At 49.0% G+C, this 25,033-nt stretch carries 29 protein-coding genes, 1 pseudogene and 1 riboswitch; of the genes and pseudogenes, 3 read left to right on the forward strand and 27 right to left on the reverse strand.

The window, feature by feature from the left end:
• The 12 genes from SSCH_RS08895 to SSCH_RS20975 all read right to left on the reverse strand — a co-directional run.
• Positions 1-816: ABC transporter ATP-binding protein (locus SSCH_RS08895; protein ID WP_044665157.1), on the reverse strand; the 816-nt coding region annotated here is incomplete at its 3' end.
• Entirely contained in the window at positions 813-1,670 is an 858-nt protein-coding gene (locus SSCH_RS08900) for an ABC transporter ATP-binding protein (RefSeq protein WP_198142323.1), read from the reverse strand. The genes SSCH_RS08895 and SSCH_RS08900, both read right to left, overlap by 4 nt.
• A complete protein-coding gene (locus SSCH_RS19205; protein WP_198142324.1) occupies positions 1,565-1,804 on the reverse strand; it encodes an ATP-binding cassette domain-containing protein in 240 nt (79 codons plus the stop codon). The genes SSCH_RS08900 and SSCH_RS19205 overlap by 106 nt, the downstream gene beginning before the upstream one ends.
• Positions 1,805-1,885: 81 nt before the next feature.
• The gene (locus SSCH_RS08905) at positions 1,886-2,140 is read right to left on the reverse strand and encodes a hypothetical protein (RefSeq protein WP_044665158.1); all 255 of its coding nucleotides are present in this window, start codon (positions 2,138-2,140) and stop codon (positions 1,886-1,888) included.
• Positions 2,106-3,026, reverse strand: a complete 921-nt coding sequence (gene nikC / locus SSCH_RS08910) for a nickel ABC transporter permease subunit NikC (protein ID WP_198142325.1) — start codon at positions 3,024-3,026, stop codon at positions 2,106-2,108. The genes SSCH_RS08905 and nikC overlap by 35 nt, the downstream gene beginning before the upstream one ends.
• Before the next feature lies 1 nt (position 3,027).
• On the reverse strand, positions 3,028-3,966 hold the full coding sequence (nikB, locus tag SSCH_RS08915) for a nickel ABC transporter permease (protein WP_044665159.1): 939 nt from the start codon (positions 3,964-3,966) through the stop codon (positions 3,028-3,030).
• Between the two features lie 450 nt (positions 3,967-4,416).
• Positions 4,417-5,148, reverse strand: a complete 732-nt coding sequence (locus SSCH_RS08920; RefSeq protein ID WP_084711050.1) for an ECF transporter S component — start codon at positions 5,146-5,148, stop codon at positions 4,417-4,419.
• Positions 5,129-6,649 carry an ABC transporter ATP-binding protein gene (locus SSCH_RS08925; protein ID WP_232294318.1) on the reverse strand — a complete coding sequence of 507 codons (1,521 nt, stop codon included), beginning with the start codon at positions 6,647-6,649 and terminating at the stop codon, positions 5,129-5,131. Before SSCH_RS08925 ends, SSCH_RS08920 begins: the two co-directional genes overlap by 20 nt.
• 133 nt (positions 6,650-6,782) lie before the next feature.
• Entirely contained in the window at positions 6,783-7,709 is a 927-nt protein-coding gene (locus SSCH_RS08930; RefSeq protein WP_044665160.1) for an energy-coupling factor transporter transmembrane component T, read from the reverse strand.
• A 129-nt stretch (positions 7,710-7,838) separates the two neighbouring features.
• Positions 7,839-8,555 carry a DUF4430 domain-containing protein gene (locus SSCH_RS08935; RefSeq protein ID WP_044665161.1) on the reverse strand — a complete coding sequence of 239 codons (717 nt, stop codon included), beginning with the start codon at positions 8,553-8,555 and terminating at the stop codon, positions 7,839-7,841.
• A 148-nt stretch (positions 8,556-8,703) separates the two neighbouring features.
• On the reverse strand, positions 8,704-10,467 hold the full coding sequence (locus SSCH_RS16655) for a DUF4430 domain-containing protein (protein ID WP_084711054.1): 1,764 nt from the start codon (positions 10,465-10,467) through the stop codon (positions 8,704-8,706).
• A 73-nt stretch (positions 10,468-10,540) separates the two neighbouring features.
• Positions 10,541-10,666 (reverse strand): hypothetical protein, encoded by a 126-nt coding sequence (locus SSCH_RS20975; RefSeq protein ID WP_269746160.1) that lies wholly within the window; start codon positions 10,664-10,666, stop codon positions 10,541-10,543.
• A 132-nt stretch (positions 10,667-10,798) separates the two neighbouring features.
• Positions 10,799-10,977: riboswitch (cobalamin riboswitch) on the reverse strand.
• A 295-nt stretch (positions 10,978-11,272) separates the two neighbouring features.
• Between SSCH_RS20975 and yedE the strand changes: the two genes are divergently transcribed.
• Positions 11,273-12,340, forward strand: a complete 1,068-nt coding sequence (gene yedE, locus SSCH_RS08945; RefSeq protein WP_232294319.1) for a YedE family putative selenium transporter — start codon at positions 11,273-11,275, stop codon at positions 12,338-12,340.
• A gap of 37 nt (positions 12,341-12,377) precedes the next feature.
• Positions 12,378-12,599: a sulfurtransferase TusA family protein gene (locus tag SSCH_RS08950; protein ID WP_044665163.1), complete on the forward strand. Its 222-nt coding sequence runs from the start codon at positions 12,378-12,380 to the stop codon at positions 12,597-12,599.
• A 464-nt stretch (positions 12,600-13,063) separates the two neighbouring features.
• On the opposite strand, the gene SSCH_RS08960 is transcribed toward SSCH_RS08950, so the two are convergent.
• The 9 genes from SSCH_RS08960 to SSCH_RS09000 all read right to left on the reverse strand — a co-directional run bounded on the left by SSCH_RS08960 (position 13,064) and on the right by SSCH_RS09000 (position 19,814).
• The gene (locus SSCH_RS08960; protein WP_044665165.1) at positions 13,064-13,261 is read right to left on the reverse strand and encodes a DUF5320 domain-containing protein; all 198 of its coding nucleotides are present in this window, start codon (positions 13,259-13,261) and stop codon (positions 13,064-13,066) included.
• Positions 13,262-13,398: 137 nt separating this feature from the next.
• Positions 13,399-13,911 (reverse strand): Fur family transcriptional regulator, encoded by a 513-nt coding sequence (locus SSCH_RS08965; protein ID WP_084711052.1) that lies wholly within the window; start codon positions 13,909-13,911, stop codon positions 13,399-13,401.
• Positions 13,912-14,260: 349 nt separating this feature from the next.
• On the reverse strand, positions 14,261-14,611 hold the full coding sequence (locus tag SSCH_RS08970) for a NifB/NifX family molybdenum-iron cluster-binding protein (RefSeq protein ID WP_044665166.1): 351 nt from the start codon (positions 14,609-14,611) through the stop codon (positions 14,261-14,263).
• A gap of 157 nt (positions 14,612-14,768) precedes the next feature.
• A complete protein-coding gene (locus tag SSCH_RS08975) occupies positions 14,769-15,623 on the reverse strand; it encodes an ATP-binding protein (RefSeq protein WP_044665167.1) in 855 nt (284 codons plus the stop codon).
• The gene (locus SSCH_RS08980) at positions 15,611-16,471 is read right to left on the reverse strand and encodes an ATP-binding protein (protein ID WP_044665168.1); all 861 of its coding nucleotides are present in this window, start codon (positions 16,469-16,471) and stop codon (positions 15,611-15,613) included. The genes SSCH_RS08975 and SSCH_RS08980 overlap by 13 nt, the downstream gene beginning before the upstream one ends.
• Positions 16,468-16,836 carry a NifB/NifX family molybdenum-iron cluster-binding protein gene (locus SSCH_RS08985; protein WP_044665169.1) on the reverse strand — a complete coding sequence of 123 codons (369 nt, stop codon included), beginning with the start codon at positions 16,834-16,836 and terminating at the stop codon, positions 16,468-16,470. The genes SSCH_RS08980 and SSCH_RS08985 overlap by 4 nt, the downstream gene beginning before the upstream one ends.
• A gap of 536 nt (positions 16,837-17,372) precedes the next feature.
• Positions 17,373-18,032, reverse strand: a complete 660-nt coding sequence (locus SSCH_RS08990; RefSeq protein ID WP_044665170.1) for a Dph6-related ATP pyrophosphatase — start codon at positions 18,030-18,032, stop codon at positions 17,373-17,375.
• Positions 18,019-18,858 (reverse strand): Mrp/NBP35 family ATP-binding protein, encoded by an 840-nt coding sequence (locus SSCH_RS08995; protein WP_044665171.1) that lies wholly within the window; start codon positions 18,856-18,858, stop codon positions 18,019-18,021. Before SSCH_RS08995 ends, SSCH_RS08990 begins: the two co-directional genes overlap by 14 nt.
• Before the next feature lie 104 nt (positions 18,859-18,962).
• Positions 18,963-19,814, reverse strand: coding sequence for a 4Fe-4S binding protein (locus SSCH_RS09000; RefSeq protein ID WP_044665172.1), 852 nt, complete (start codon positions 19,812-19,814; stop codon positions 18,963-18,965).
• 217 nt (positions 19,815-20,031) lie between these two features.
• Here SSCH_RS09000 and SSCH_RS09005 point away from each other — a divergent pair, with 217 nt between their 5' ends.
• Positions 20,032-20,451: an EamA family transporter gene (locus SSCH_RS09005; protein ID WP_044665173.1), complete on the forward strand. Its 420-nt coding sequence runs from the start codon at positions 20,032-20,034 to the stop codon at positions 20,449-20,451.
• Positions 20,452-20,839: 388 nt separating this feature from the next.
• Here SSCH_RS09005 and SSCH_RS09010 read toward each other — a convergent pair whose 3' ends face one another.
• The 6 genes and pseudogenes from SSCH_RS09010 to SSCH_RS19210 all read right to left on the reverse strand — a co-directional run.
• Positions 20,840-21,631 carry a MetQ/NlpA family ABC transporter substrate-binding protein gene (locus SSCH_RS09010; RefSeq protein ID WP_044665174.1) on the reverse strand — a complete coding sequence of 264 codons (792 nt, stop codon included), beginning with the start codon at positions 21,629-21,631 and terminating at the stop codon, positions 20,840-20,842.
• 3 nt (positions 21,632-21,634) lie between these two features.
• Positions 21,635-21,781, reverse strand: coding sequence for a hypothetical protein (locus tag SSCH_RS22380; protein ID WP_456300460.1), 147 nt, complete (start codon positions 21,779-21,781; stop codon positions 21,635-21,637).
• Positions 21,741-22,310, reverse strand: a complete 570-nt coding sequence (locus SSCH_RS09015) for a methionine ABC transporter permease (protein ID WP_456300461.1) — start codon at positions 22,308-22,310, stop codon at positions 21,741-21,743. Before SSCH_RS09015 ends, SSCH_RS22380 begins: the two co-directional genes overlap by 41 nt.
• Positions 22,303-23,334, reverse strand: a complete 1,032-nt coding sequence (locus SSCH_RS09020) for a methionine ABC transporter ATP-binding protein (protein ID WP_044665175.1) — start codon at positions 23,332-23,334, stop codon at positions 22,303-22,305. Before SSCH_RS09020 ends, SSCH_RS09015 begins: the two co-directional genes overlap by 8 nt.
• Positions 23,335-23,712: 378 nt before the next feature.
• Positions 23,713-24,174, reverse strand: a complete 462-nt coding sequence (locus SSCH_RS09025; protein ID WP_198142326.1) for a hydrogenase maturation protease — start codon at positions 24,172-24,174, stop codon at positions 23,713-23,715.
• A gap of 293 nt (positions 24,175-24,467) precedes the next feature.
• Positions 24,468-25,033: pseudogene (locus SSCH_RS19210) on the reverse strand (hypothetical protein); the annotation flags it as partial.

Raw genomic sequence — 25,033 nt, forward strand, 5'->3', positions numbered from 1 at the left:
TACACGCTCAAATCCCCCTTGCGGAACCTCCTGGAACGGGAACCGCTGAGGACCAGCAACGCCCACGGAGTACGGATGACAGGAGCGACTGGTGAAACCACCGGCATCCAGCACCTCCACTATCTTGCCCAGGTACATCACAGCAATCCGATCAGCCATATAGCTCACTGCAGACAGGTCATGTGATATAAAAAGATAAGCAAGGCCAAACTCATCTTTCAGTTTCTTGAGCAGGTTCAAGATCTGCGCTCTAATGGAGACATCCAGGCTGGAAACCGGTTCATCGCAGATGATCAATTCAGGAGTCAGGGCCAGGGCGCGGGCGATATTGATGCGCTGGCGCTGCCCGCCGCTGAATTCGTGTGGGTAGCGAGAGATATGTGTAGGCTCCAATCCCACTGTTTCCAGGAGTTTTGCCACCTTCTCTTTCCGCTCTTGCCGGTTGCCCACACCGAAATTGGCCAGGGGTTCCATGATGATTCCCCCTACGGTCTGGCGTGGATCCAGTGAGGAGTAGGAATCCTGAAAGATGATCTGGATCTTGCTCCTCAGGAGACGCTGTTCTTCTCCGGTGCAGCCGGTGATCTCCTGGCTGTCAAAAAAGATCTTCCCGGCATCAGGGTCCTCCAGCCTGGCCAGCAGCCTCCCCAGGGTACTCTTGCCGCAGCCGCTCTCTCCGACCAACCCCAGGGTTTCTCCCCTTTCAATCTTGATGGCAACTCCGTCCACAGCATGCACTTTCAAAGAACCCCTGCTGAACAAACCCCCGTCTGCTGTATAATATTTAATTAAGTCTTCTGTTTGCAGCAGTGTCATGCCATGATGGCCTCCTGTCGCTCAGCTCCGACACAATAACAGGCCACCAGGTGATGATAGCCCAGGGCCTGCAGCTGCGGTTTTCCTTCATAGCACACAGACTTTGCTTGCGGGCAGCGGGGTAGAAATGCACAATTGTCAGGGAGATTGAGCATGCTGGGGGGCTGTCCCTTGACCGGTTCTAAAAAGGTGCTGCTCTGGGAAAGACGGGGCACAGATTTCAGCAGTGCCCGGGTATAGGGATGGCCAGGCCTTTCAAAGATATCTTGAATGCTTCCCATCTCCACTATAGACCCCGCATACATCACAGCAACACTGTCCGCCAGTTCAGCCACCACACCAAGATCATGTGTGATGAGAAGAATGGCTGTGCCAAACTCCCTTTTCAGCCTCCTCATCTCTGCCAGTATCTGGGCCTGAACGGTAACATCAAGGGCTGTTGTGGGTTCATCTGCGATCAGGATGCGTGGATGGAGTGACAGAGCCATGGCAATCATCACCCTCTGGCGCATCCCCCCGGAAAGCTGGAATGGATAGCGGTGCAGAAGCTTCTCTGGGCCTGGAAGGCCCACCCTGTCCAATAGGTCCACTGCCCGCAGCCGCGCAGCATCCCTGGTTACCCTCTCATGTGCGATAATGGTTTCCGTAAGCTGGGTGCCGATAGAGAGTACCGGGTTCAGGGAGGACAAGGGATCCTGAAAGACAAAAGCGATCTCTTTGCCTCTAATCTCCCGCAGTTCTTTTCTGTTTAGTTCCAGGAGGTTTTGCTCATCCAGTAAAACTTCACCTGAATAGATCTCTCCCGGCGGTCGATCAGACCGACCAGGGAGAGGGCTGTCACAGTTTTTCCACACCCGCTCTCTCCTACCAGGCCAAGTGTTTCACCAGGGGCGATCTCAAAGCTCACCCCATTCACCGCCCTGACCTCACCATGTCTGGTGCGAAAGCGGGTATAAAGATCATTTACTTCCAGGACAGTTTCACGCACCAACTTAAACCTCCTTCGGGGTCAGGCTTGCTTTATTGCTTTAAGCCCGGCCATCTTTTTCCGACCCCCGGCTTCCCACATCTATTCCGACTTCCAACCTCCCGCTTCCCACATCTCATTTCCCAGGCGGTGACAGGGGATGATTAACTTTAATGCCGCATCTAAAACAAAACACGGAAGCCTTTCCCTGTTCTCAGGGAGCGTGACCTCCGTGGTCAGTTCCATCATATTTGTTTTCCCAATAAAACATTTCGACAGACTAATGGTATCTCCTGCTAGAATAAACTTCTCCCCGACAAAATTATACCCGATCTGTTCCTCTGGGATCCAGGGCATCCCGCAGTCCATCACCCAACAGGTTGAAAGCCAGCACAACGATCATGATCGCTATACCGGGATAGACCATCAACTGCGGGGCAACCTGCATGTAGGGCCTGCCGTCATTGAGCATCGAACCCCACTCCGGGGTCGGCGGCTGGGCACCCAACCCCAGGAAGGAAAGCCCCGAGATGGAAAGGACCAGACTACCGATATCCAAGGTAGCCAAGACAATCACCGGAGAAAGGACATTAGGAAGGATATGCTTGATCACAATCGCCCACTCCGGTGTCCCACAGGCCCGAGCAGCCATAACATATTCTTTCTCCTTAACAGATAACACAAGGCCGCGGATCACCCGCGCATAGCCCACCCATCCGACCGCTGATACCGCCATCATCACATTGAGCAGGCCCGGTCCCAGCATGCCGGCGATAACCAGAGCGAGGATCAGGCTGGGAAAAGCAAGCAGAATATCGACCAGGCGCATCAACAGGTTGTCCACCCATCCCCCCATATACCCTGCTATTGTACCCACCGGAATGCTGATCAGCATGATCGTAAAGAGGGCAATAGCTGCTGTGCTCAAAGATACCCGTGTGCCGAAAATCAAGCGGGAGAGAAGACAGCGTCCCAGGTGATCAGTTCCCAGGGGATAGGCCGAAGAGGGAGAGAGAAGCCTCTTGTCCAGTAAAACCTTGACGGGATCATTGGGCATCAGATAGGGGGCAAAAACCCCCACCAGAATGACTAAGATTGCGATCACCAATCCCAGCAGGGCGAGCTTGTCTTTGGCCAGCCTTCTCATAGCTCCGCGCAGCAGGCTTTCATCTCCTATTTCTCCACCTGCACTTAAATGCTCGTCCAGTGGAGACGAAAATAGGCCATTAGCTTTACTGGCCATCTCAACTTCTCCTTTCCAGGCGGATCCGCGGATCAAGCAACCCATACGAGATATCAACAAGTAAATTGGCAACCACAAAAATCACAGCCATAAAAAGAACATACCCCTGGATCACCGGGTAGTCCCTATTAAAGATGGAATCCACAGCAAATTTTCCGATCCCCGGCCAGGCAAAGATGGTTTCGATGATCACAGAACCACCCAGCAAACCCCCAAAGCTCATTCCGAACATGGTCACCGCAGGGAGGACGGCGTTTTTTAAGGCATGGCGCCCGATTACCCACTTCTCATGAAGGCCTTTCGCCCTGGCCACTTTGATAAAATCCTGACCCAGCACATCCAACATGCTGGCCCTGAGCAATCTGGCATACACAGCAGCCATAGCAAAGCCCAGGGTCACAGCAGGCAAAACCAGGTGCATGGGGCCGCCTCTCCCCATTACCGGAAAAATACCTAATTTTACAGCAAAAAAGTAGATCATTAAGAGCGCTAACCAGAATCCAGGCATAGATGCCCCCAGAAGGGCCAGGATACGGCTTAAGTGGTCGATAAAGGCATGGCGGTAAAGGGCAGCTAAAATTCCGGCGGGTACAGCAAAGAGGAGCACAAAAAGCAGAGCGGCAACGGTAAGTTCCAGTGTCGCCGGAAAGCGATCCAGGATCTCCTCGGTAACCGGTCTGGCCGTGCGGTAAGACTTTCCCATATCCAGATGCAGAACTCCCCAAAGCCACTTACCGTACTGTACATAGACCGGGTCATTCAATCCCATCTCCTCACGCAGGGCTTCTACAGCCTCCCGAGTCGGCTCCATCCCTTCAGCTCTGAGCATCAACTCCGCAGGGTCTCCTGGGGCAAGGTTGATCAGGGCAAAGGTGATGATGGAAACACCGATCATAACAGGAATTAAGTAGAGCAGCCTCTTTAATATATAATTTTTCATCTGATCTCACACCACACCCGCTTATAAAATTAAAGCCACGTAGTCTGACCTTGATTCATCAAGGCAGGTAGACCTCCGTGGCCCTTTTCCTATATTTTCTCCTCACCCGGTATCCAGAAGGCCTGGGTAAGAGGTGTCTCTTTGTTAATGAGGTTAATCATGCCTGATCAGTTCTGATCAGCAACATTTTTAGAAACTTGCAATATTTGGTCTGCGGCTTCAGCCGTGCAATACTTAGAAATTCGACAAACAGTAAGCAATTCCTGCAAATAGCTATTGATGTAGGCAAAAAAGTTCCCGACAGGGGCTGCCGGGAAGTGACAAAAGATTTATATTTCAGCCGATACCATTCCGGCCCCATTGAGGTATCAGGCAAAACATCATTTCAAATAAGCATAAAGATAGAGGCTGATGGCTACGGCACTGTACAAGAAAGGCGTTTGGCAAATATTAGATCTCTACATACGTCATCTTCTCCTTGAAGCGCTTGAGCACCTTGATCACCTGGGGACCAAGGAGCAGATAAAAACAAACATTGCCCAGGGCGTGCAGTGTATCAAAGGGAAAGCTGGCCGCATAGGCAACAAAGACGGCTTTCCAGGTGAGGGGTTTGATAAAAAATACAACAAAAAAGATGTTCATCAGCCAGCCAAAGAGGTATCCCCAGGCGATGCTGAAAGGTACCATCACAGCACGGCCTGCCTGTGGGCGAATTTCACCGAGCAGTCCGGCGCTGGCGCCGATTAGCCCCCAGAAAAGCATCTGAAAGGGAGTCCAGGGACCCTGGCCAAGGAAGAAATTAGAAACCAGAGCAGCTACTGCACCCACCATAAACCCCGACCGTGCGCCGAAGACATACCCGGAAACGATCACCAAAAAAGTGGTGGGCTGAATGCCGGGCAGGGGAGCAAAAGGCACACGGCAAACCGCAGCCAGAGCAGCCAAGACTGCGATTACCCCGATATCCTTTGAAGATACATTGTTTCTTTCAAAGCTGACAAAAAAGGCAGCCAAAGATGCCAGCAGAAGAACTGCGGCAAAAACCTCCCAATTTTGATGGATAAACGCCAGCTTCCAGATAAGCAGAACCGCGATCACAGCTGCCGTCAAGAGAGCAAGGCTCACTTTTAATACTTTGCTGCCTGCTTTATCAAATGCTGCATCACCTTGTCTGGCAGACATCCAGGGCACCCCCTGTCATTTTATGGAGACCCTCACTGACGGTCAGCACATCCCGGGCTGTACCCCGAAACAATCTGGCCATCTGGGGAGCGTAAAAAATTGACTCACCCAGCACCTCCCGGGATCCATCACAGGCCACCACACCATCAAAGACCATTATAACTCTGTGGGCATATTCTGCAGCGAATTCCACATCATGTGTCACCATAACCACCGTCCCGCCGGAGGCGGTCATCTCATGCAGAAATCCTCCAAGTTCCGTCTTTAACCGGTAATCGATCCCCCGGGTCGGCTCATCCAGGAGCAGCAGGCGCGACCCCGCTACCAGCACTGAAGCCAGGGCAACCCGCTGGCGCTCCCCACTGCTCAGATCCCTGGGGTTAGCCTGGCGCAAACCATAGAGATTGAGCCTTTTTAATATCTCTTCACAGATGCCGTCATCCGGGATCCGGAAATTGTTTAAGGTGAAGCGCAGTTCTTCCTCAACAGTATCCTGGAAGAGGTAATCATTGGGGTTTTGGGAAAGGTAGCCCACATAACGACCCAGTTCAGTCAGAGGCAGTTTGCGGGTATCTTTACCATCCAAGTGTACACTTCCGCGGTCAGGTTTGAGGATCCCTGCCAGCAGTTTCAAAAGTGTGGTCTTCCCGGCGGCATTGGCACCGAGGATAACAACGAACTCCCCCTCTCTTACAGAAAGTGACTGGCCACGGATCACCTCCTGGCCACCGGGATAGGTATACCAGAGGTTTTTTGCTTCGAGAACTGCAGTGGGCTGCGACTTTTTTACAGGGGAAAGAGTCGGGCGCTGCTGCGGGTTCTCCCGAAAAGGGACCATGGGCTGGCATTTCTGGAGTTCCCGGCGTCCATCTCTCACGGTCAAAGGGATTACAGAGCTGTTCAGTGAAGCGAAAAATCTGGCAACAGGCGGGATAAAGGGAAGGCCTTGTTTCACCTGCCAGCGTGCCACATCACCAGGTGGCCCATCACAAATTACTTTTCCCTGTTCCATCACCACCAGGCGGTCAGCCAGGTGGAAACACCTCTCCAGACGCTGCTCGATTAAGACCACAGTATAGCCCAGTTCCTTGTTCAAATACTCCACCAGATCAAGGAAATCCCCGGCGGCAACCGGGTCCAGCTGGGATGTGGGTTCATCCAGCACAAGAACCCGCGGATGCATGGCAATCACTGCAGCCAAAGCCACCTTCTGTTTCTCACCACCCGAGAGTTTTGCGGTAAATTCCCCTTTCAGGTGAGCAAGATTTAGAAAGGTCATCACCTCAGCCACCCGTCTGAACATCTCCTGCTGTGGAAGCCCCAGATTTTCCAGCCCAAAGGCAATCTCCGCCTCCACTGAGGTCATCACCAGCTGCTTCTCCGGGTCTTGAAAAACAATACCTACATGGGAGTTGAGGGTACGCCGCTGATCACCTTTTAGTTCGTTTCCCTGAAGCAAAACTTTCCCCTGTATCTTCCCGCCGTAAAATTCAGGGATCAACCCAGCTAAAACTCGGGCCAGTGACGATTTCCCGGAGTCCCGACCCCCCGGCCAACCAGCAGAAATTCCCCTTCTCTGATTTTCAGGTTGATATTACAGAGCGACGGTCCGGTACTGTCTGGGTAATAGTAAGTTAAATCTTGGATCTCAAGTAAGGCCAATGTTTCCACCCCCAGCTTAAAATCAAAGGTAAAAGTAGACAGAGTATAATTACACCCAGCCAGATGAGATCACTGGCTGCGGCGAGAGTATCCAGTTGAGGATAATAGGAAAAGTTCGCATAACCTGCAAACCTGGCATAAACACCTATGATAAGTGCTGATAAACCACTCAAAAAGCAAAGATAATCCCTGGGGCGCACCAGTTCCCTGTTGTAACAGGTGCGGCGCCTAGAGCCGAAGCCCCTGGCCTGCATCGCTTCCGCTGTAGCCAGAGACCCCTCCAGAGACGACAACAAGAGCACCTCCAAAAGCCACGAGTATTTCTTCAAGCGCTCCCGAAAACCCCCGGAACTGAAATTGACACCCCGCATCTGCTGAACCTCCCTGGCATTGGAGAGATCACGCGCGGTCGATGGAATCATCCTTGTGGCCAGGGAAACCACCAGTGACGACTTCCAGGCAAAACGCGAAAAAAGGCCTGTAACCTTATCCGGATGGACGATCGCATTATAAAGAGCAAAAGCAAGAATAATGGCCATCAGGCGAACTCCCATCGTCGCCCCATAGCAGATGGCCTCCAGTGTAATACGAAGCCTTCCGATCACCGGCAGCTCAGGACCATAGAAGAGAACAGTAGTCCCATTCTGAACAAGCAGTGGGTTGAGAATCATCACAAACACCGCCACCCAGATCCCCATCACCAAAAAGGGCAGGCACTCTTGGGCAGCATCTGAAACAACAACTGCCAAAATACCGATCAAGAAAACCCCCAACAGATACAGGGGATGTGCAAGGATAAGCGGCAGCAGCAACAGTGCCGCCAGGTAGGTCAATATAGCTGCTGTATGCACATTTTGTAAGAAGGTGTTTTTGTCTTTGTAGGAAAGTTGGTCTAGCATGGGGCCTCCTTTTGACGGTTCCGTAAGAGGTTTATGATATAAAAGTTCCTTGTGTTTTTAGTTCCATCTAAATGGAACAGCAAAAATGTTCCCTTGATTTGTACATCCCCGTATCCGCACTGGAATCCTCTAAAGATCATTCCAGTTGGGCGCCGGGGCATTATAAGATTCGCTGTAATACCATATTACTCTATCTCCATTTTTTACTTGGCTGTCTTTTGCTCCGGTACCAGGATCTACGCCGTTTACAACAAACATCCATCCGGATGAACCTTCGTTTCGTTGTCCGCAAATGGATTCCACAAAGCCACTGAATCTAGTAGACATAACATAGTCTTCTCCCGATGCTGCAAGTGCCCCTAAAGCGGTATTGCCCCAACTGCTGTCTTCTGAAATAACCACATTATATTTCTTAATAGGCTTTTTACCTTTCCCCACAACAGCAAACCCTACTTTGATGCCCTTCTGGGGTTCTTTTACTTCAGTCACCGGCGTTTCCTTCTGGGATGATTTTGTTTGCTGGGTAGAAGTACCTGACTGCTCTGTGGAAGATATTACGTTTTTCTTGGTTTGGTTCTGGCTCCCCTTATTTGAAGTTGTTGTTCCGGTAGATTCTGACTGCTCGTTCTTTTCTTCCGAAGAAACCGGTTCCTGGTCTTCATCCTGGTTATTTTGCTTGCTGTTCTGATCACCATCCTGGGCTTTGGCTTCTTCATCTGACTGCTGAACAGATGCACTTGATGGAGGCTCATGTCTCTGATCATCATGTGTGGCTGCATACACAATAGGCACCAGCAGCCCTAACACAACCAAAACTAACGGGATTAAATAAGTCTTTTTCTTCATGAGGAAACACCCCTTTACACTAGGACTTTCTGCATGACTCCCGTCCATTCACATCATCTTTATAAAAGGGTATCAGAGGCGGGTTAAAAGAGGGGGTAGCCCAACCCGCCCCTGAATTCCCATAAATAAAACTCGTTACTGCTTCTGCTTATTTCCGCCCTACATGACTGTGCTGCTTTCTGCGCACCGTCAAAGCTCCTGCAAACAAGAGGGCAATTCCGACAAGATACATGGGTAAATTATTTCCACCTGTTTTGGGTAGGCCGGTTTTTCCCTTGGTATTGTCTTGTTTGTCTGTTCCACCGGTTGTTCCCCCTTCATCGGCAGCAAGAACATTAATCTCGCCTTTGTAAGGTACGACATTGGGATACCCTGCTTCATTCTGGTTTGTAATGATGAAGGATAGGGTTCCTGCCTGGTCGGCCTTGATAGTGACCTTGCCATTTTGAGTGACATATTTTTTATCCCCAACCATCACCGTATATTCCCCAATGGCCTCTAGCTCTTTTGCTGTCAGTTCTATCAGACCGGCCATCCAGTCGTTTTTCATAGTTTTAATGGTCAGTGTGATATCTTGGCCTGCAATCGGTGACTGCGCATTTATACTCACTACCGGGAAGAATGTCTTTGGTGCCCATGTACTGTCCATTGCGCCGATGTAGAAAATAACCTGGTCGCCGTCCTGGACATTAAAACTTCCCGCGCCTTGAGAAAAAGCACCCGGTTCAATTTCACCATTCCTTATACAATAGTACATCCAGCTGGTGCTGATATCATCTGATATCTGTTTGCCGCTTTCACCCAGAATGCTGGTGACGAAGCCGCCGGGAGCAACTACATTTTGCTCCCCAACTGCTGCTTTTAGGGCATCAAAAGCTGTGCCTCCGGTAACAGTCACTGTTTTATCAGCAAGACTTTTAGTTAAGCCTTCAACTCGAACTCTAACTGTCGCTTCAGCTATTTCATCACCGGTATGTCTTTGACCGGTTTTAACAGTATAAGTTATACCTGCGTTTACCATATCAGCTACTGCCATTAAGGCTTGTTCGGTAGCCATGGCATTATATTTAGTTTCTGATGTCGAGTGAATAAATGACCCGTCCTCCAGCTGGAAGGAAAAGAGAGAATCGATCATGTTTCCTTTTTCTTTTTGCCAGTCGCCTGAAGTAATATTTTTCTCACCACAGGCAAGAAGCCCCCGGATTACTGCGGCTGCCGACTCCGGGCTTTCATTACCCCAACTGGAAAAACCCCCATTGGGTAGCTGTAAAGCTTTTAGACACCCTATAGCACTGTTGATAGAATCAGAGACACCTGCAATATCTTTGTGCTGAGCAAGAACCACTAGAGCATCCCCGGTGGTATCTGGATCTCCTGAATCACCGAAAAGAGCAAAACCACCGTCGGATTTCTGCTGGGATAACATGAATTCTACGGCTTTTTCAGTGTCATAGCTTCCACCGGCTTTATCCAGCGCAATAACAGCCCAGATTGTTTGGTTCATCCAGGTGCTAAAACTGCCATCATCATTTTGCAGTGCAGCCAGTTCGTCTACCAGATTTCTGCCCCCAACATCTTTTGGGTTCTGACCTGCAGCCAGCATGCCAAGGATTGTCCCTGCATAATCAGTTGGCTGTGAATCCTCATTGAGTTGATCTGTCTTCCAATCAGGCAGCACCCAGGGTGCCCTGGAAACATCCTGCCCAGCCTCTTTCAACCCAATTACTTCTCGCCAAGTGTCCAAATTGGTTTTGTTCTTTGAGTAATAACCGACAATCCCATCCCTGGCATCCTGAAGTGAATTTCCTGTACCCCCGGTTCCTGCAGCAAACCCAGGCGCCACCATAGTCAACAAAAAACAGACAGTCAGCAATAATGCAATGCTCTTCTTCCTATAAAAACGAAACATCATCAAACCTCCCTGATTAGCTACTTGTAAACTTGTATCAAATTAGATCTCAACCAGTCTAATGTCTAGTGACTTATCATCCATGAGTTTTAACCACTTCTTTTCCCGCCCTTATGAGCAGTGTCAGCCCGCCGTGCTGCTGATAGTTATTTGCGCCGTGTTTGCCTTCTTCTTCATGAGCAGTGTCAGCAGCAGTTAGCATCTGAAAAAATACCTTTTAAGTACACCGCAAACATAACACCAAAAAACCCCGACCTTACCGGGGACCGGGGTTTTTGTCAGAACAAATTTCTTTCGAACAAAAAGACCACCTCCCTATCTCGCGTAGAGCAGTGTGACTGACAGAGTACAGGTAGGTCTCCTGGCTTGGGTTCATTTAGCCCCTGTGCCTTCCCATCCTACTTGCTCTTTGAGCGCTGGACAGTGGCATTGGTGCAGGGACATCCCCCTTACAGTGGCGGGACCGCGCCGGAATTGCACCGGCTTCCCTCAACCTGTTTTCCGATCAATATTCTGTTATATTATCTATTCACCAATAGCAAATAAAATCCTGCTTACCATAATTTTTTTTTATTCAGGCCTACAGGAAATAGGAACAACCCTATACAGGCATTATTTACTGGTAGCTTCCGACCCTCCGGCATCTGACCTCTATTTTCCGGGTAGTTTTGGTGAATTATGCTAGTCGGCAACTATCAATAACAAAATGTTATGACTAGCATAGCAGGAATTATGTTTTAATAGGATAATTTATAATATATGGCTCTGCCTTTCTTAACATATCTTTATTATGGGAGGGGATTTTTACTTGGATCGTAGGGATTGGTTGGTCATTTGTACTGGTCTACTGATTGGAGTTCTGGCTGCGCTGCTGGTCAAGTGGGGAAACCCGCAGAATATGGGGTTTTGTATCGCCTGTTTCTTGAGAGACATAGCTGGTGGTCTGGGATTACACCGCGCAGGTATCGTCCAGTATTTGAGGCCGGAAATACCGGGGCTCGTATTGGGGGCCACTCTTGCTGCACTGATTGGTCGTGAATTCAAAAGTAAAGGCGGTTCGGGCACTATTATTAGATTTTTGTTAGGTATCTTTATGATGATCGGTGCACTGGTTTTCTTGGGCTGCCCGCTGCGGATGCTGCTTCGTCTAGGTGGAGGGGATCTCAATGCACTTCTGGGATTGGCTGGTTTTGTTGTTGGCATTGTAGCAGGAATAGAGTTTCTCAAGCGCGGCTTCAACCTTGGACGCGCCCAGACGGGGTCACTTGCTGCTGCATTGATTATGCCCTTAGTATCTGTCGTGATTATTCTACTGGTAATTTATAAGCCGCTGTTTAATGCCGAAGTCGGTGGCCCCATCTTCACCAGTGCCAAGGGACCGGGTTCCCTCTTTGCACCATTGGCCATCAGCCTCGCGGCCGGGCTTATCGTGGGATTTCTCGCCCAGCGTGCCCGCCTCTGTTTGAGTGGAGGAATTCGTGATTATGCTCTTACCAAAGACACCTACCTGCTCAAAGGCTACGGAGCAATTTTTGTCGGTGTACTGATAGCTAATTTGATACTTGGTTATTTTAATCTTGGGTTTGTCGATCAGCCTGTAGCTCATACAGACGGCGTCTGGAACTTCATGGGAATGGCTCTGGTGGGTCTGGCCGGCATACTTGCCGGGGGTTGTCCACTTCGCCAGCTAATTATGAGTGGGCAAGGTGACACTGACGGTGGCATAACAGTCCTGGGAATGGTAGCAGGGGCTGCCATAGCACACAACTTCATGCTGGCCAGCAGTCCTGCTGGACCAACCCCTTATGGGAAAATCGTTGTGATCATCGGACTGATAATCTGTGCCGGTATAGGTTGGGTCTGCCGGGAGGCCTAATGCAGGTATCCAATCTTAGGAAAGGGAGGCGTTTCTCTTGAACAATGTCGTTGATGCCAGGGGCTTGAGCTGTCCTCTGCCTGTATTAAAAGCAAAAGAAGCGATAGAGAAAGGTGACGAGAAAATAGAGGTCCTGGTTGATAATAACACAGCACTGGAAAATGTAACTCGTCTGGCTAAGAGTAAGGGATTTGCAGTAGTACACCAAAAAAGTGTTGAGGGAGATTGGCAGATCTTTATCAGTCGGGAAAAATCATAGGCATCGGTGGTGCCCATAAGTAAATATTAGCCTGCCCGAAAAATAGAGGTCGGATATTACCAGGAACCGCTTCCGCTAGTTCCGTAAATTAAGATGATTCGGCCTCTGTTTTCATGATCTGATGGTGCCGCCTCGGCGCCATGGGCGTCTGACCCTTGTAATTTCGGGGCAGGCTTTTCCAGTGACTCAAGGTGGAGCAGGATGAATCAAAGACGATTCTCCTGCTCTTTTTTTTGGAGCAGGGGTTAGATCAGAACGGTAGCCTGTGTGACAACTCCCAAAATCACCGGTTCAGCAGCCATAAAGGAGACATAACTGAAATAGCAGGATAATTGGTGTCTTTTATCCCTAAAAACAACCGAAATTTGGTCGTAAGTGGGGGGATGGAAAGAGGCAAAAGGGAGGGGGAAACACCTTAATGGGTTTCCCCCTAGAACAATGGGAGTGACAGTAACTTTCAAAACTTATTCTTGCCCCTCCAGCTCCTCAAGCCGCTTATTGATCTCGTCCAGCCGCTGCTGTATGAAACTGGCCTGTTCTTTGAGAACATCTTCTTCATTCCATTCTTCTCCCTGTGTTGGTGCAGCAGCCCAGGGCCCGGGGACACCTTCTGGTGCAGCAGCCCGCGGTCCAGGAACACCTCCCTGATGCAGCCCACCCAACAGGGCGTGGCAGGACCCAGGGGAAAAACCGGCAAAAAGGTGAGGGATTACCTCTGCCTAAACCTCTGCCTTGACCCCGGCCTCTGCCTCCCCAGGCGGGGCCAGGACCACCTTTCCAAAAACCAGGGCCATAATATTCACGACCGCGCATCATTAAACACCTCCCCTCTCATTAGTTCTTTAACCTTTGTTTTTTTACCATCCTGAGCAATATTCGTCCTGCACTTCTCACAATAACCATAGAACTGACAGCAGTAATCAGTAATCAGGAAACCGGTTTCTTCAGTTATTAGATCCAGCAGTTTCTTTGGAAAAATACCATCGATTTCCTGTGGATGGCCACAACCCTTGCAGACCAGGTGATGGTGATGACCATCCTGATGATCCCTCAATTCATATTGGGTTAATCCCTTATCAAACTGAACCTCTCTGAGCAAACCCATTTCTAAGAACAGATCCAGGGTTCGATAAACAGTCGCCAACCCCAACTCAGGATAAATTTTTTTTGCTTTGTTGAATAACTCATAAGAAGTTAAATGCCCGTCTCTTTCACGATACAGCGTAAGCAGTACAGCCTCACGCTGGGGAGTTAGACGATAATGGCCTTTCTCTAGCTCTTGATAACAGGAGTGAAGAATATCATCCAACATTGTCACCCCTTTGCACCTGGTTTAAGCCCACAGCATTCAGAAAAGGTGTTTTGTGGATCTCCGTTGTGGGCATATGCCCATTTCAATATTACTATAACACAAAGCAGCGATGTCGATCAAGTAGTAAAAATAATTTGCTGGTGGTGTCTAAGTGAATTTTTGAGATGTTCAGGTCATGGGCTGTAAGCATTACGGTGGAGCAACGATTGTCTAGCTCTTCCATCTTAACTTCGGACAGTTTATCCAGGGCACGGCCGTAAACATCGTCATTTAGCTAAAATAAAAAAGCGCCGCATTTGGTAAACGGCGCATGACTTCTTTAACTAATAAAGATAAATTTTATCTAAATCTAATGATTGCATTCATGACTGCCATGGTCACATACATTGTCGCCCGTTTTCAGATTACCCCTGATAAGCGCTTCCAAGGCATCATCAATAGAACCGCTGGCACCTGTGAACACCTGAATATCTCGTTCTATTAATAGATCCTGGGCACGGGGGCCCATTCCTCCGGCAATTACCACATTAACACCTTTACCAGCTAAAAAGCGCGGCAGCAGACCCGGTTCATGCGGGGGTGCATCCACTGTTTGCTTGTTGATCACCTTCCCATCTTCCACTTCTGCAATTGTAAAACTCTCGCAGTGTCCGAAATGGGCACATATTTCGGTGCCTTCAGAAGGAATAGCTACCTTCATGATTGATCCTCCTCTTTTGTGTTTGATTTCTTTATGATTCCACTGCAAAAAGTCATTCTTCCTTCGAAGTACCACCACATACGGTGAGCAGCTTAACGCATAACCACCGCCCATAGCGGTTAACAACTGTTTATACAGGGTTTCCCAGTGGAATCCTTTATTGAAAAAGGTGTCCCCTGACCTGTTCCCATATCTCTGCAATAGCTTCCCCAGCTTTGGTTTGTAATAGACGCTCCACAGGCAGCCCCTGTTGATAAACATCCATCACCCCGGGGTCAAAGGGAATTTTGCCAACCAGGTTAACACCTTCATCTTCACAGTATTTCTCAATATCCTTGCTCATCTCAGGGCTTAAATCCCACTTGTTTATACAAACCAGGGCATCAACTTCGAAGTGCTGTGCAACCTGATGAATCCTCTCCAAATCATGCCTGCCGGAAACAGAGGGTTCAGCCACGATCAGGGCAAGGTCCGTCCCGGTGAGAGAAGCGATGACCGGACACCCGATTCCCGGAGGGCCATCAATAAGCAGCAGCGGCTCATCCTGCATTATTTTTTCGGCATTTCTGCGCACCTCTGTTACCAGTTTCCCGGAGCCTTCGGCACCGATTTCTAACAGGGCGTGAGAAAAAGAACCGTAACCAGTTTTGGAAATCATGGTAACTCCTGTGGTCACTTCTTCAAGGCACAGGGCTCCTGTTGGGCATACAAAAACGCAGACTCCGCAGCCCTCACAGGCGGTGGGCTCTACTTCCATATCCCTGATGGCATTAAAGCGACAGTATTCCTCGCATTTCCCACACTGTTCACATCTTTCAGCATCCTTGACCGCCATTTTTGCCCCTTTATACTCCCCTTTCTCCACAAGCTGGGGATTGAGCAACAGGTGTTGGTTAGGGGCTTCCACATCAGCATCTGCGACAACCTTTTCACCGGCAAGAGCAATAAAACCGGCGGTTACCGTTGTTTTACCTGTACCACCTTTTCCGCTGGTAATAACTAATTGGCGCATAAGCATTTCTCCTTGACAGACTGATAGACTTCATAAAACCTATCCTGCCAATAAGGCAAAGCCTTGCTAAAGGGGATGCCTTCAGCCCCCAGTGAAGCCAGGCGGGAACTGAATTCGATCTCCAGCATGATGGGCACATTTTTCTCCTGACAGAGTTCACTGACTGTGCTGTTATCATCCCCGGCACGGTTGATCACCACACCATGCGGGATCCCCAGGTGCTCGACCATCTCTAAAGCAAGCCCCAGGTCATGGCGCCCAAAGGGTGTGGGTTCTGTAACCAAAAGGGCAAAGTCGCTGCCCCTCACCGCCTCTATCACAGGGCAGGATACGCCTGCAGGAGAATCGATGATCACTATACTATCTTTTATATCTGCCAGTCCCTCTTTAAGGGTGCGTGTCACCGGTATTGCGAAAGGCTCTCCGATGTTCAGCCTTCCCTGCCGGAAACCTATGGATTCTGCCCATCCCTTTTCAACCAGGCCGATTTCCCTGCCCACCTCTTTGATCGCCTCTTTGGGGCAAACGAGTGTGCACCCACCGCAGGCATGGCAGAGCTCAGGAAAGGTTATAACAACTTTTTGAGCAACAGCCAGTGCATTGAACTGGCAAAAGTCAGCGCACTCGCCGCAGTAGTCGCATCGCTGCTCATCGATTTGGGGAACCGGGATGGAAACCGGTAAGGATTCCTCTAACACAGGCTTTAAATAGAGTCCGGCATTGGGCTCCTCCACATCCGCATCCAGCAAGAGCACTTTTTCGTTCTTTGCTGCCAGGGAGACAGCCAGGTTAACCGCTGCAGTGGTCTTACCGGTGCCTCCTTTGCCGCTCAGAATAGAGATAATCATCGAGAACCCTTGCCTCTGTTGGCTTTGCCGGGGGTGCTGATTTCTTTCAGTTCCCCCTTTTTATAATGGTTCAGCACCTCCCTAACACTCATTTCAGATGCCTGGTAAATCTTTATTCCTCCTGCAGCCAGTACATCAAAAGCGTTGGGACCACAATAACCGGTAATCAGTGCTTCTGCTCCCTGCTTAATAAATGCTTGTGCTGCCTGGATCCCGGCGCCCCCCCCAGCTGAGACTCCCGGATTATCTACAGCTTCAAACTCCTCTGTATCCGGATCCACCAGGATAAAGTAAGCACATCTCCCAAAGCGGGGATCCATCTGTGACTCGAGATCCTTCCCAGTTGCTGTTACCCCAATTTTCATTCAGATAACCTCCATTTCCATTTATTATAGGAATGTTTCGTTAGGCTGTCTTCGACTTTTTCCTGCATTATGTGGGCATATGCCGTTCTATTTAAATTTACCACAGGGAATGGAGAAAAACAAGAGGATTGATACGGTTTTTTTCAATTAGTTTCAGAACACACGTATCAAGCGTGACGCGGGGACGGTCCTTTTGCGTGCTTTTGTCACGCTTTTATCACTCCGTAACAAGGGGACGGTCCTTTAACTCCTACCTTAGTGATTGCGTAACAAGTTGAATCAAAGGCGCGGATACCTTGACTTGCTTCTATCGGGCCCGCCGCGAGAACCGTTGGCGGGTCCTATCCAATACCCCGAGAACGCCAGACAAAGTAGAGTAGTGTGATAGTCAAGGCGTGCTATCTATTCCCACTTCCCAACATCTCGCTTCTGTTGGTGACCTATAAAAGAGATCACCAGGAACCGTCCCCGCGATCTCTCACGTGATCCGTGATCTAAAAAAGAGATCACGAGCACCGTCCCCGTGATCTCCCCTTTTAATCGATATGGAGAAAGCAATGTTTTTCATAGGATTTGAGGCCTTTGACTTCCATTGTAATCGGGTTCTGGAAGAGGGGGCCACCGGTTATTACTGTGTGGTATTCTCCGTTTTCTCCTGCCACATCGATGCCTTTGCTCTCCAGTTCATCCATCAAGGGCCTGTCCATGACTCTCCCCAGGTACTGCCTGTCCATTTTCTCTTCATTGACCGCTACGATTAATGCCTGAAAGCCCAGCTCAACCAATTCTGTAACTATTTCCCGGCGGGACCGCCCCCAGAGGGGAAGATAGGCTTTCATCCCTGCTGCAGCACAGGCATTCTCCTGCCACTTGCGATGCCCCTCCAGGTCGATGTCTCCATAAACGCCGAACTTGATCCCTTCTTCTTTGAATTTCCGCAGTTGATCAATAAAAACCTTTTCATATCCGCCCCAGGCTGCAGACCCGACAACCAGGGGTATGCCCAGGGAAGAGGCCTGACTTTCCAGAATCCTTAAAGGGAGGGCATGCGCCCTAGAGCGCTCACCATCTTCGGAGAGCATTGTAAAAAGACAGCGCGGCTTCCCCCCGGCCTGTACCGCATGGTAGAAGGCCAGGCAGGCATCTTTCCCCCCACTCCAGGAGCAGAAAAACGAAGCTTGATTAATGCAGTGCATCGGAATTCTCCAGGCGCCCGGCCAACTGCTCCAACTCCGGGGTCTCCAGCATTTCCAGTTTCCCCTGATCACCAAAACTAGTATATGAGGACTGGATGGCCAGGGTAGCCAAAACAGGGATCCCTGTTTCCGCGCTTACCTGCTCACCCTTCGGTTTGCCGTAAGGATAGATCACCTTGCCGCATTCAGGACACTCCAGGTAAGCCATGTTTTCCACCATCCCGATGATGGGAACATTAAGGGTGTGTGCCATCCGCACCGCTTTTTTAACGATCATAATTGCCAGATCCTGGGGAGAGAAGACAACCACTACACCGTCCAGGGGAAGTGTCTGGAGCACCGTAAGTGGCACATCACCAGTTCCAGGGGGGAGATCCACAAAGAGGTAGTCCAGTCCACCCCAGTCCACATCTTCCCAAAACTGTTTGACAGCACCGGCCAACATTGGGCCCCTCCAGATTACAGCCTCATCTTCCCGTTCAAAAAAGAGGTTGAGAGACATCACCTTGATCCCCATTGCGGTCTGGGGAGGGATAATTCCTCCTTTGCCAGTGGTAATATTTCCACCTTTGAGTCCAAGCAGTCGGGGTATACTGGGTCCTGTAATATCTGCGTCAAGAATACCCACCTTATGTCCCTTTTTCGCCATGGCACTGGCCAGGAGAGCGCTAACAGTAGACTTCCCTACCCCTCCCTTGCCGCTCATCACGGCAATCACTGATTTGACATCATCTCTGACCTTGATCATACTCTTCTGTTCACAGGTTTCTTCGCAGTTTTCTGTTTTTGAAGGGCATGAATCACACATAGACTCTTTCTTTGTCACTTTTGTAGACCTCCCAAACTATAAGGTTTTCGCCAAATATTTTGGCATATGCCCATTTTCATTATTTATTGTAGCGCATTCATCATGCGAATACCACTAAAATATTATTCGACAGCCAGGACATCTCTCTCCAGATCCTTTGCTCCCATCCTATATAGAGTATGTCCAAACCTTTCTTTTCGCTTTCCGTGCTTCTGATAATACTCCAGCGCTCTGTCCAGACAGCGGAAAAGCTGATCCTCACTTTGAATCAATGTCTTGACACGCTTCCCTAACTTGGGCTTCTTGCCCATTGTACCTCCAAGAAACAGGATGCAGCCCTTTTCTTTTGCCTGCCAGGCGTTCTCCGGGCAGTTTCTGATGCACTGTCCGCACATGATGCACTTATCCTCATCCCTGTTATAAACACCTGACTCACTGCTGGAGATGGCACCGGTGGGACAGGATACCCTGCACCTGCCGCAGTCATCGCATTTTTCTGCATCCCATACGGGTACCACACCTCCCATAATTCCGGCATCATTGATCATAACCTTGGTACAGTTGTTAGGGCAGCCACAAACGGCAATTTTAAATTTTCCGGTATCCTTACCGAAATATCTTTCATCGATCCGTCTGGCCAGTTCCTTTGTTTCGATAATCCCGTTCCTGCAGGTGCCCGCTCCGGGACAGGCCATTACAGTCCTTACCCTGGGGCCTCCCGCTCCCATGAGGATACCTGACTGTTCTAGTTCAGCCACGGCTTCTTCCAATTTATCTGACGGGATATTATGAATTTCACACCCCTGCCTGGTGGTGATGTGTACAATCCCTTTCCCGTATTTTTCTGCCACACGACCGATCACCCCCAGTTCCTGCGCTTTGAAATCGCCGGCCAGTGACCTAATCCTGATCAGATAATAGTCCTCCTGCCGCTGGGGGATGATAAAAGGACTTTTTAAAAGGTCTTTTGGCATTTCCCTTCCTCCTCTCACAATTAACCCTTCATCAAACCATCCACCGTTGATGCAGTTTTTACAACCCTTACTATTTTACCAGAGGGGGACAAGACTGTTAAGCAAAGAAGTTCCGTGAAGAAGATTGCGGAGACTTTCAGGTATAAAAAATATACTTTGTTTAGTGCTTTGTAAAAACTATAATTAAGAAAAGAAATACTTGGAAGGAGCAATGAAAATGAATGCCTTTTTGTTCGCTCTGCTGGGACTGGTTTTCTGGGGGATCGCCCCGATTTTTGGGAAGATCGGGCTGGTAGATGTGGCACCGGGAATCGCCCTCTTCATGAGGAGCAGCATTATTACAGTCATTCTGCTGGTCTGGCTGCTGGCAAGCGGACAGGCGCCATGCCTGGCCGGAGTTGCCCCGCGCAGCTGGCTGTTTATCGGGTTGGAGGGAATCTGTGCCGCCCTGCTGGGACACCTGGCGTATTATTATGCCTTGAAACTGGGGGATGTATCCCTGGTCAGCCCGGTGATAGCAGCTTTCCCTGTGATCACTGTACTCCTTGCTTTTCTGCTGCTGGGGGAAAAATACACACCGGGAAAGCTTGTGGGGACTCTATTGATTATACTGGGAGTTTTTGTGATAAAAAACTAGTGCAAGGGTGCAAGGGGGACGGTTCCTGGTGCATTTCTGCGTTTAAGGGGGACGGTTCCCATATGGATGAACAGTTCAGCTGTAGTTTAACATCATCAAATTGGGCGAGTAAGTAAAAGTCCTTATCTGCGGTAACAGATAAGGACTTAGTCCGAACCCCCGATAGACGAGGATCGCAGTACCCTAGTGTTTCCATTAATATAATACCCAATATAGCCATATTGGCACTTTACCAAAGCAATAAAGCAAGCCTGGCGGTAATAGATGTCGGAAGCCGGAAATCAGAGCTCGGAAAAAGATGTACCAGTATCTTGGGCACAACAAAGCTCAGCCACACTCTATGGCACCTTTACCAAAAGCAATAATGCAAGCCTGGCCCCGTTAGATGTTAGAAAGTGGGGACGCAGCTGCCCTGGTATTTTTCTTCCAAGAACTCTTTGACCTCCGGGGACTGCAGGGCCTCACCCAGTTTCTTGATGGCCTCTTTATCCTTGTCTTTGGCACGCACCACAAGCACATTGCCAAAGGGTGAGTCCTTGGGTTCCATGAAGATGGAATCCTCGACCGGGTTGAGGTTTGCCTCAATGGCATGGTTGCTGTTGATCACACAGGCATCCAAATCATCCATTGCCCGGGGGAGCATTGCGGCATCCATCATCTGGATTTTAAGGTTTTTCAAGTTTTGTGCGATATCCTTGTCTGTTGCGGTCAGCCCAGCACCTTCCTTTAACTTGATAACGCCGGATCTCTCCAGAACCATCAGGGCACGACCACCGTTGGTGGTGTCATTGGGAATACCCACCGTGGCACCATTGGGCAGGTCTTCAATCTTCTTGTATTCTTTCGAATAAACACCCATAGGCTCATTATGAACCTGGGCTGTCCATACAAGATCTGTCTTGTTTTTCTCGTTGTACTCATCCAGGAAAGGAATGTGCTGAAAGAAGTTGGCGTCGATCTCCCCATCATTGAGCGCGGGGTTCAACAAAACATAGTCCGTAAATTCCTTGATTTCCAGTTCGATGCCCTCTTTCTCCAGCATAGGCTTCACAACTTCCAGGATTTCACCATGGGGCTTCGCTGTGGCACCTACCACCAATTTGTTATCATCCTTAGAAGCGCACCCTACCAGGCCGATCAACAGAGCAAAACAACAGATAAGTGCTAATATCCTCTTCACTGTTTACCTCCTCCTATTACTGATCTTCGCAGCCAGGGAATCCCCCAGCATCTGCACAAGCTGTACAAGAATAACCAACACAATGACAGTTATCCACATGATCCCATTCTCATAACGCTGATAGCCATAGTAATAAGCTAGTGTTCCCAAACCACCTCCCCCCACAATACCCTGCCATGGCTGAATAGCCCACCAGGTTTATAGTTGTTATAGCAACTCCCAGATTGAGAGAGGGCATAGCCTCGGGTAGCAGCACTTTACTGATCACCTGCCAGGCATTGGCTCCCATAGAAAGTGCGGCCTCAATGAGCCCCCATTCGATCTCTTTCAAGGATGTCTCTACCAGGCGGGCAACAAAGGGGATTGCCGCCAGTGTAAGGGGAACAATAGATGCAATAGTGCCGATCGATGTTCCTACGATCAGGCGTGTGAGGGGTATAATCAGGATCAGGAAAATAATAAAAGGTATCGACCGCACAGCATTAACAATAGAACCCAGAACCTGGTTAAACCCTTTATTTTCTAGAATATGGCCCTCTGATGTGGTAACCAGGATAACTCCTAGAGGAAGCCCAACAACATAGCTCAGGAAAGTGGAGATAGCAACCATGTAAATGGTCTCCCATGTTGCGATCAGAACCTTGTCCACCATCCAGGCATTGGCACCCAGATCAAACATCCTCGATCCCCTCCACTTCCAGACCATGTTCATTAAGATAATCAAGACCCTCAGCAACCTGATCAGGTGTACCGGTAAGTTCCAGTGTCAGATAACCGAATGGGGTGTCTTTGATGCGGTCTATATTTCCATATAAGATATTGGCATCCACATCAAACTTTTTAATCATAGATGAGATCAAGGGCTTTCCAGCAGACTCACCGATAAAGGAAACCCTGATCACACGTTTAATGATGTCGGATGTCTGATCAGCTGGGCGCTGCAGCAGCTGATCCGGAATCTCTCTGTTGATCACATTGCTGATAAAGCTCCGGGATGTGGCAGTTTGGGGGTTGGAAAAAATATCGATCACCCTTCCCACCTCCACAATCCGTGAATCATCGATCACAGCCACCCGGTCACAGGTTTCCTTGATCACATTCATATCATGGGTGATCAACAAAATCGTCAAGTTAAACCTGCGGTTGATGTCTTTAAGCAGGTCAAGGATAGAACGGGTGGTCTGGGGATCCAGAGCCGATGTAGCTTCATCGGAAAGCAGCAGTTTCGGTGAGTTTGCCAGGGCACGGGCGATGCCTACTCGCTGCTTCTGGCCACCGCTGAGTTGGGATGGGTAGGAATTTGCCCTATCGGTCAAGCCAACCAGATCAAGGAGTTCTTCTACTCGCTTGCTCGCATTTTTCCTTGGAACACCGGCTATTTCCAGAGGGAAGATCACATTATCGAACACATTTCTGGAAGAAAGCAGATTAAAGTGCTGAAAGATCATGCCGATCTTCTGCCTGGCAGAGCGCAGTTCCTGGGGTTCCAGAGCAGTGATCTCTATCCCATCGATAACAACTGAGCCCTTTGTGGGCTTTTCCAGCATATTGATACAGCGGATGAGTGTGCTTTTGCCTGCACCACTCAAACCGATAATCCCGAAAATCTCACCTTTTTCCACATACAGACTGACATCATCCAGGGCCACTATTTTCTGGCTCGGGGTATAAAATATTTTAGTCAGGTTGTTGACCTCAATCAATTCAAAAAGCCCCCTCTAAACAACTGTACTTAATAATTACACCCAAGCAGCACCAGCAGAGAATAAAAAACAGAGCCGGGGTCAGAGAATGTTGCGGAACCAGCACAGAGCAGTTCCTGGAAACTTCCGGCCTCCGACATCTAGCTTCCGACCTCTATTTTCAAAATAGGAATATTTATATTTCTACAACATTATTATTATATTTACAGTGTCTGCTTCCTGTCAATAATACTGTCAATTTGTTGTCAATATCTTAGTGCTGACATATCAAAAATAACCGCATGTCTGCTCTATAAAAGAAACTAAGATGGGCAACTTCCGCGATAAAAACTCTGTCCTCAATCGCGCAAACACCTTATACAGCGCCGTGTTCGTGACTTATGCATCAGTCCTGTCAATTTCTCTCTCAACTAACTCTAAAACTTTTGGAAGGCTCTTCTCCACATCGGAGGTCAGTTCCATCCCCCAGCTTATCTCTTTCGGTTCTATGCCGATAATCACCACTGATGGTGTTTTCTCCTCCAGAAGGGCAAGGTCATGCAGTACCACCAGGATCCCCAGGTCATGCAAAGAGATTGTGCCTTCAAGATACTGCTCCCCGCAATCCTCTGGTGTCAACCGGTAGACGGCCCCTGGGGGTTCTCCCCCTTTTAGGGCATCGATGATAATAATCTTCTCCGCTCCCATCATATATGGCAAAAGGTCACAGCCGGCTGTCCCCCCATCCACCAGTTCCACATCCTGAGGAAGACGCCCCTCAAGAGCGCGGATGGCATGCACACCGATGCCGTCATCCTTCATCAGTAAATTGCCAATTCCCAGTACAACTTTCTTCCCCACCGGCATCCCCCTCATCTGAACCCACAGTCTCCTCATTATACTTGGTAACATCTCAAAAAACTAGATAGACCAGGGGGAGACAGTACTGACGCATCAAAATGTTTAAAAATCTTGCGAGTACAAAAACTGGCGTTTTTATCACCGATTCCGAAGTTTTTTTGAAAAATATCCGTTCTACATGTGGTGGCACATCCTTTTCAAGCTATTTTGCTCCTTTTAACCTACTATAGCACCTTCAAATGGGCATACGGGTAGTGTACACCGTATTGAAACCGCTATGTTGAATAGAATTGCTAAGCTGCCGTTGGCCTTATTTTCCAATCATCATCCTGAACCAATCGCAGTTGGCCTGGGGATTTCATTAACTTGCGAATTCGCTTTGTATCTAAGGAATTGTAAATCATGTTTTTACGAAACTTTTCAATGAGTCTCCGAAACCCAACTTTTTTAGCATGTTCGGTTAGGCAAACCGAATGAAGCACCATTTCATTGAGCATCCGGCCAATATGCATCAAGTAGTGATATCCCTTCATTGCATTCCAGTTATGAGAAAAGATATGTTCGTAATGGTATCCTTGGTGTTTTTCTTTGAGAATGGTGTTCTCCTGAAGCCAACGCTTTCGGGCTATCAAATTGGAACGCGCGTGGATATTCGTCTTTTTGATTGGGTCACTGGAAATCCAAGCGTAACGGGTAGTTTTCGTTACCCCGCGACATGTTACAAGTTCAATCTCTTCCCAGCTTTCCTTACATATCACCACATGGATCTTTAAAATTTTAGCTCTCCTGTAACCATACTCATAATCGATATCGTTGACCCATCGAAACGTCTGCTGTCGCCCCTGCCATATTCGCTCAT

The organism is Syntrophaceticus schinkii (assembly GCF_000946815.1).
GTDB classification, from domain to species: domain Bacteria; phylum Bacillota; class DSM-12270; order Thermacetogeniales; family Thermacetogeniaceae; genus Syntrophaceticus; species Syntrophaceticus schinkii.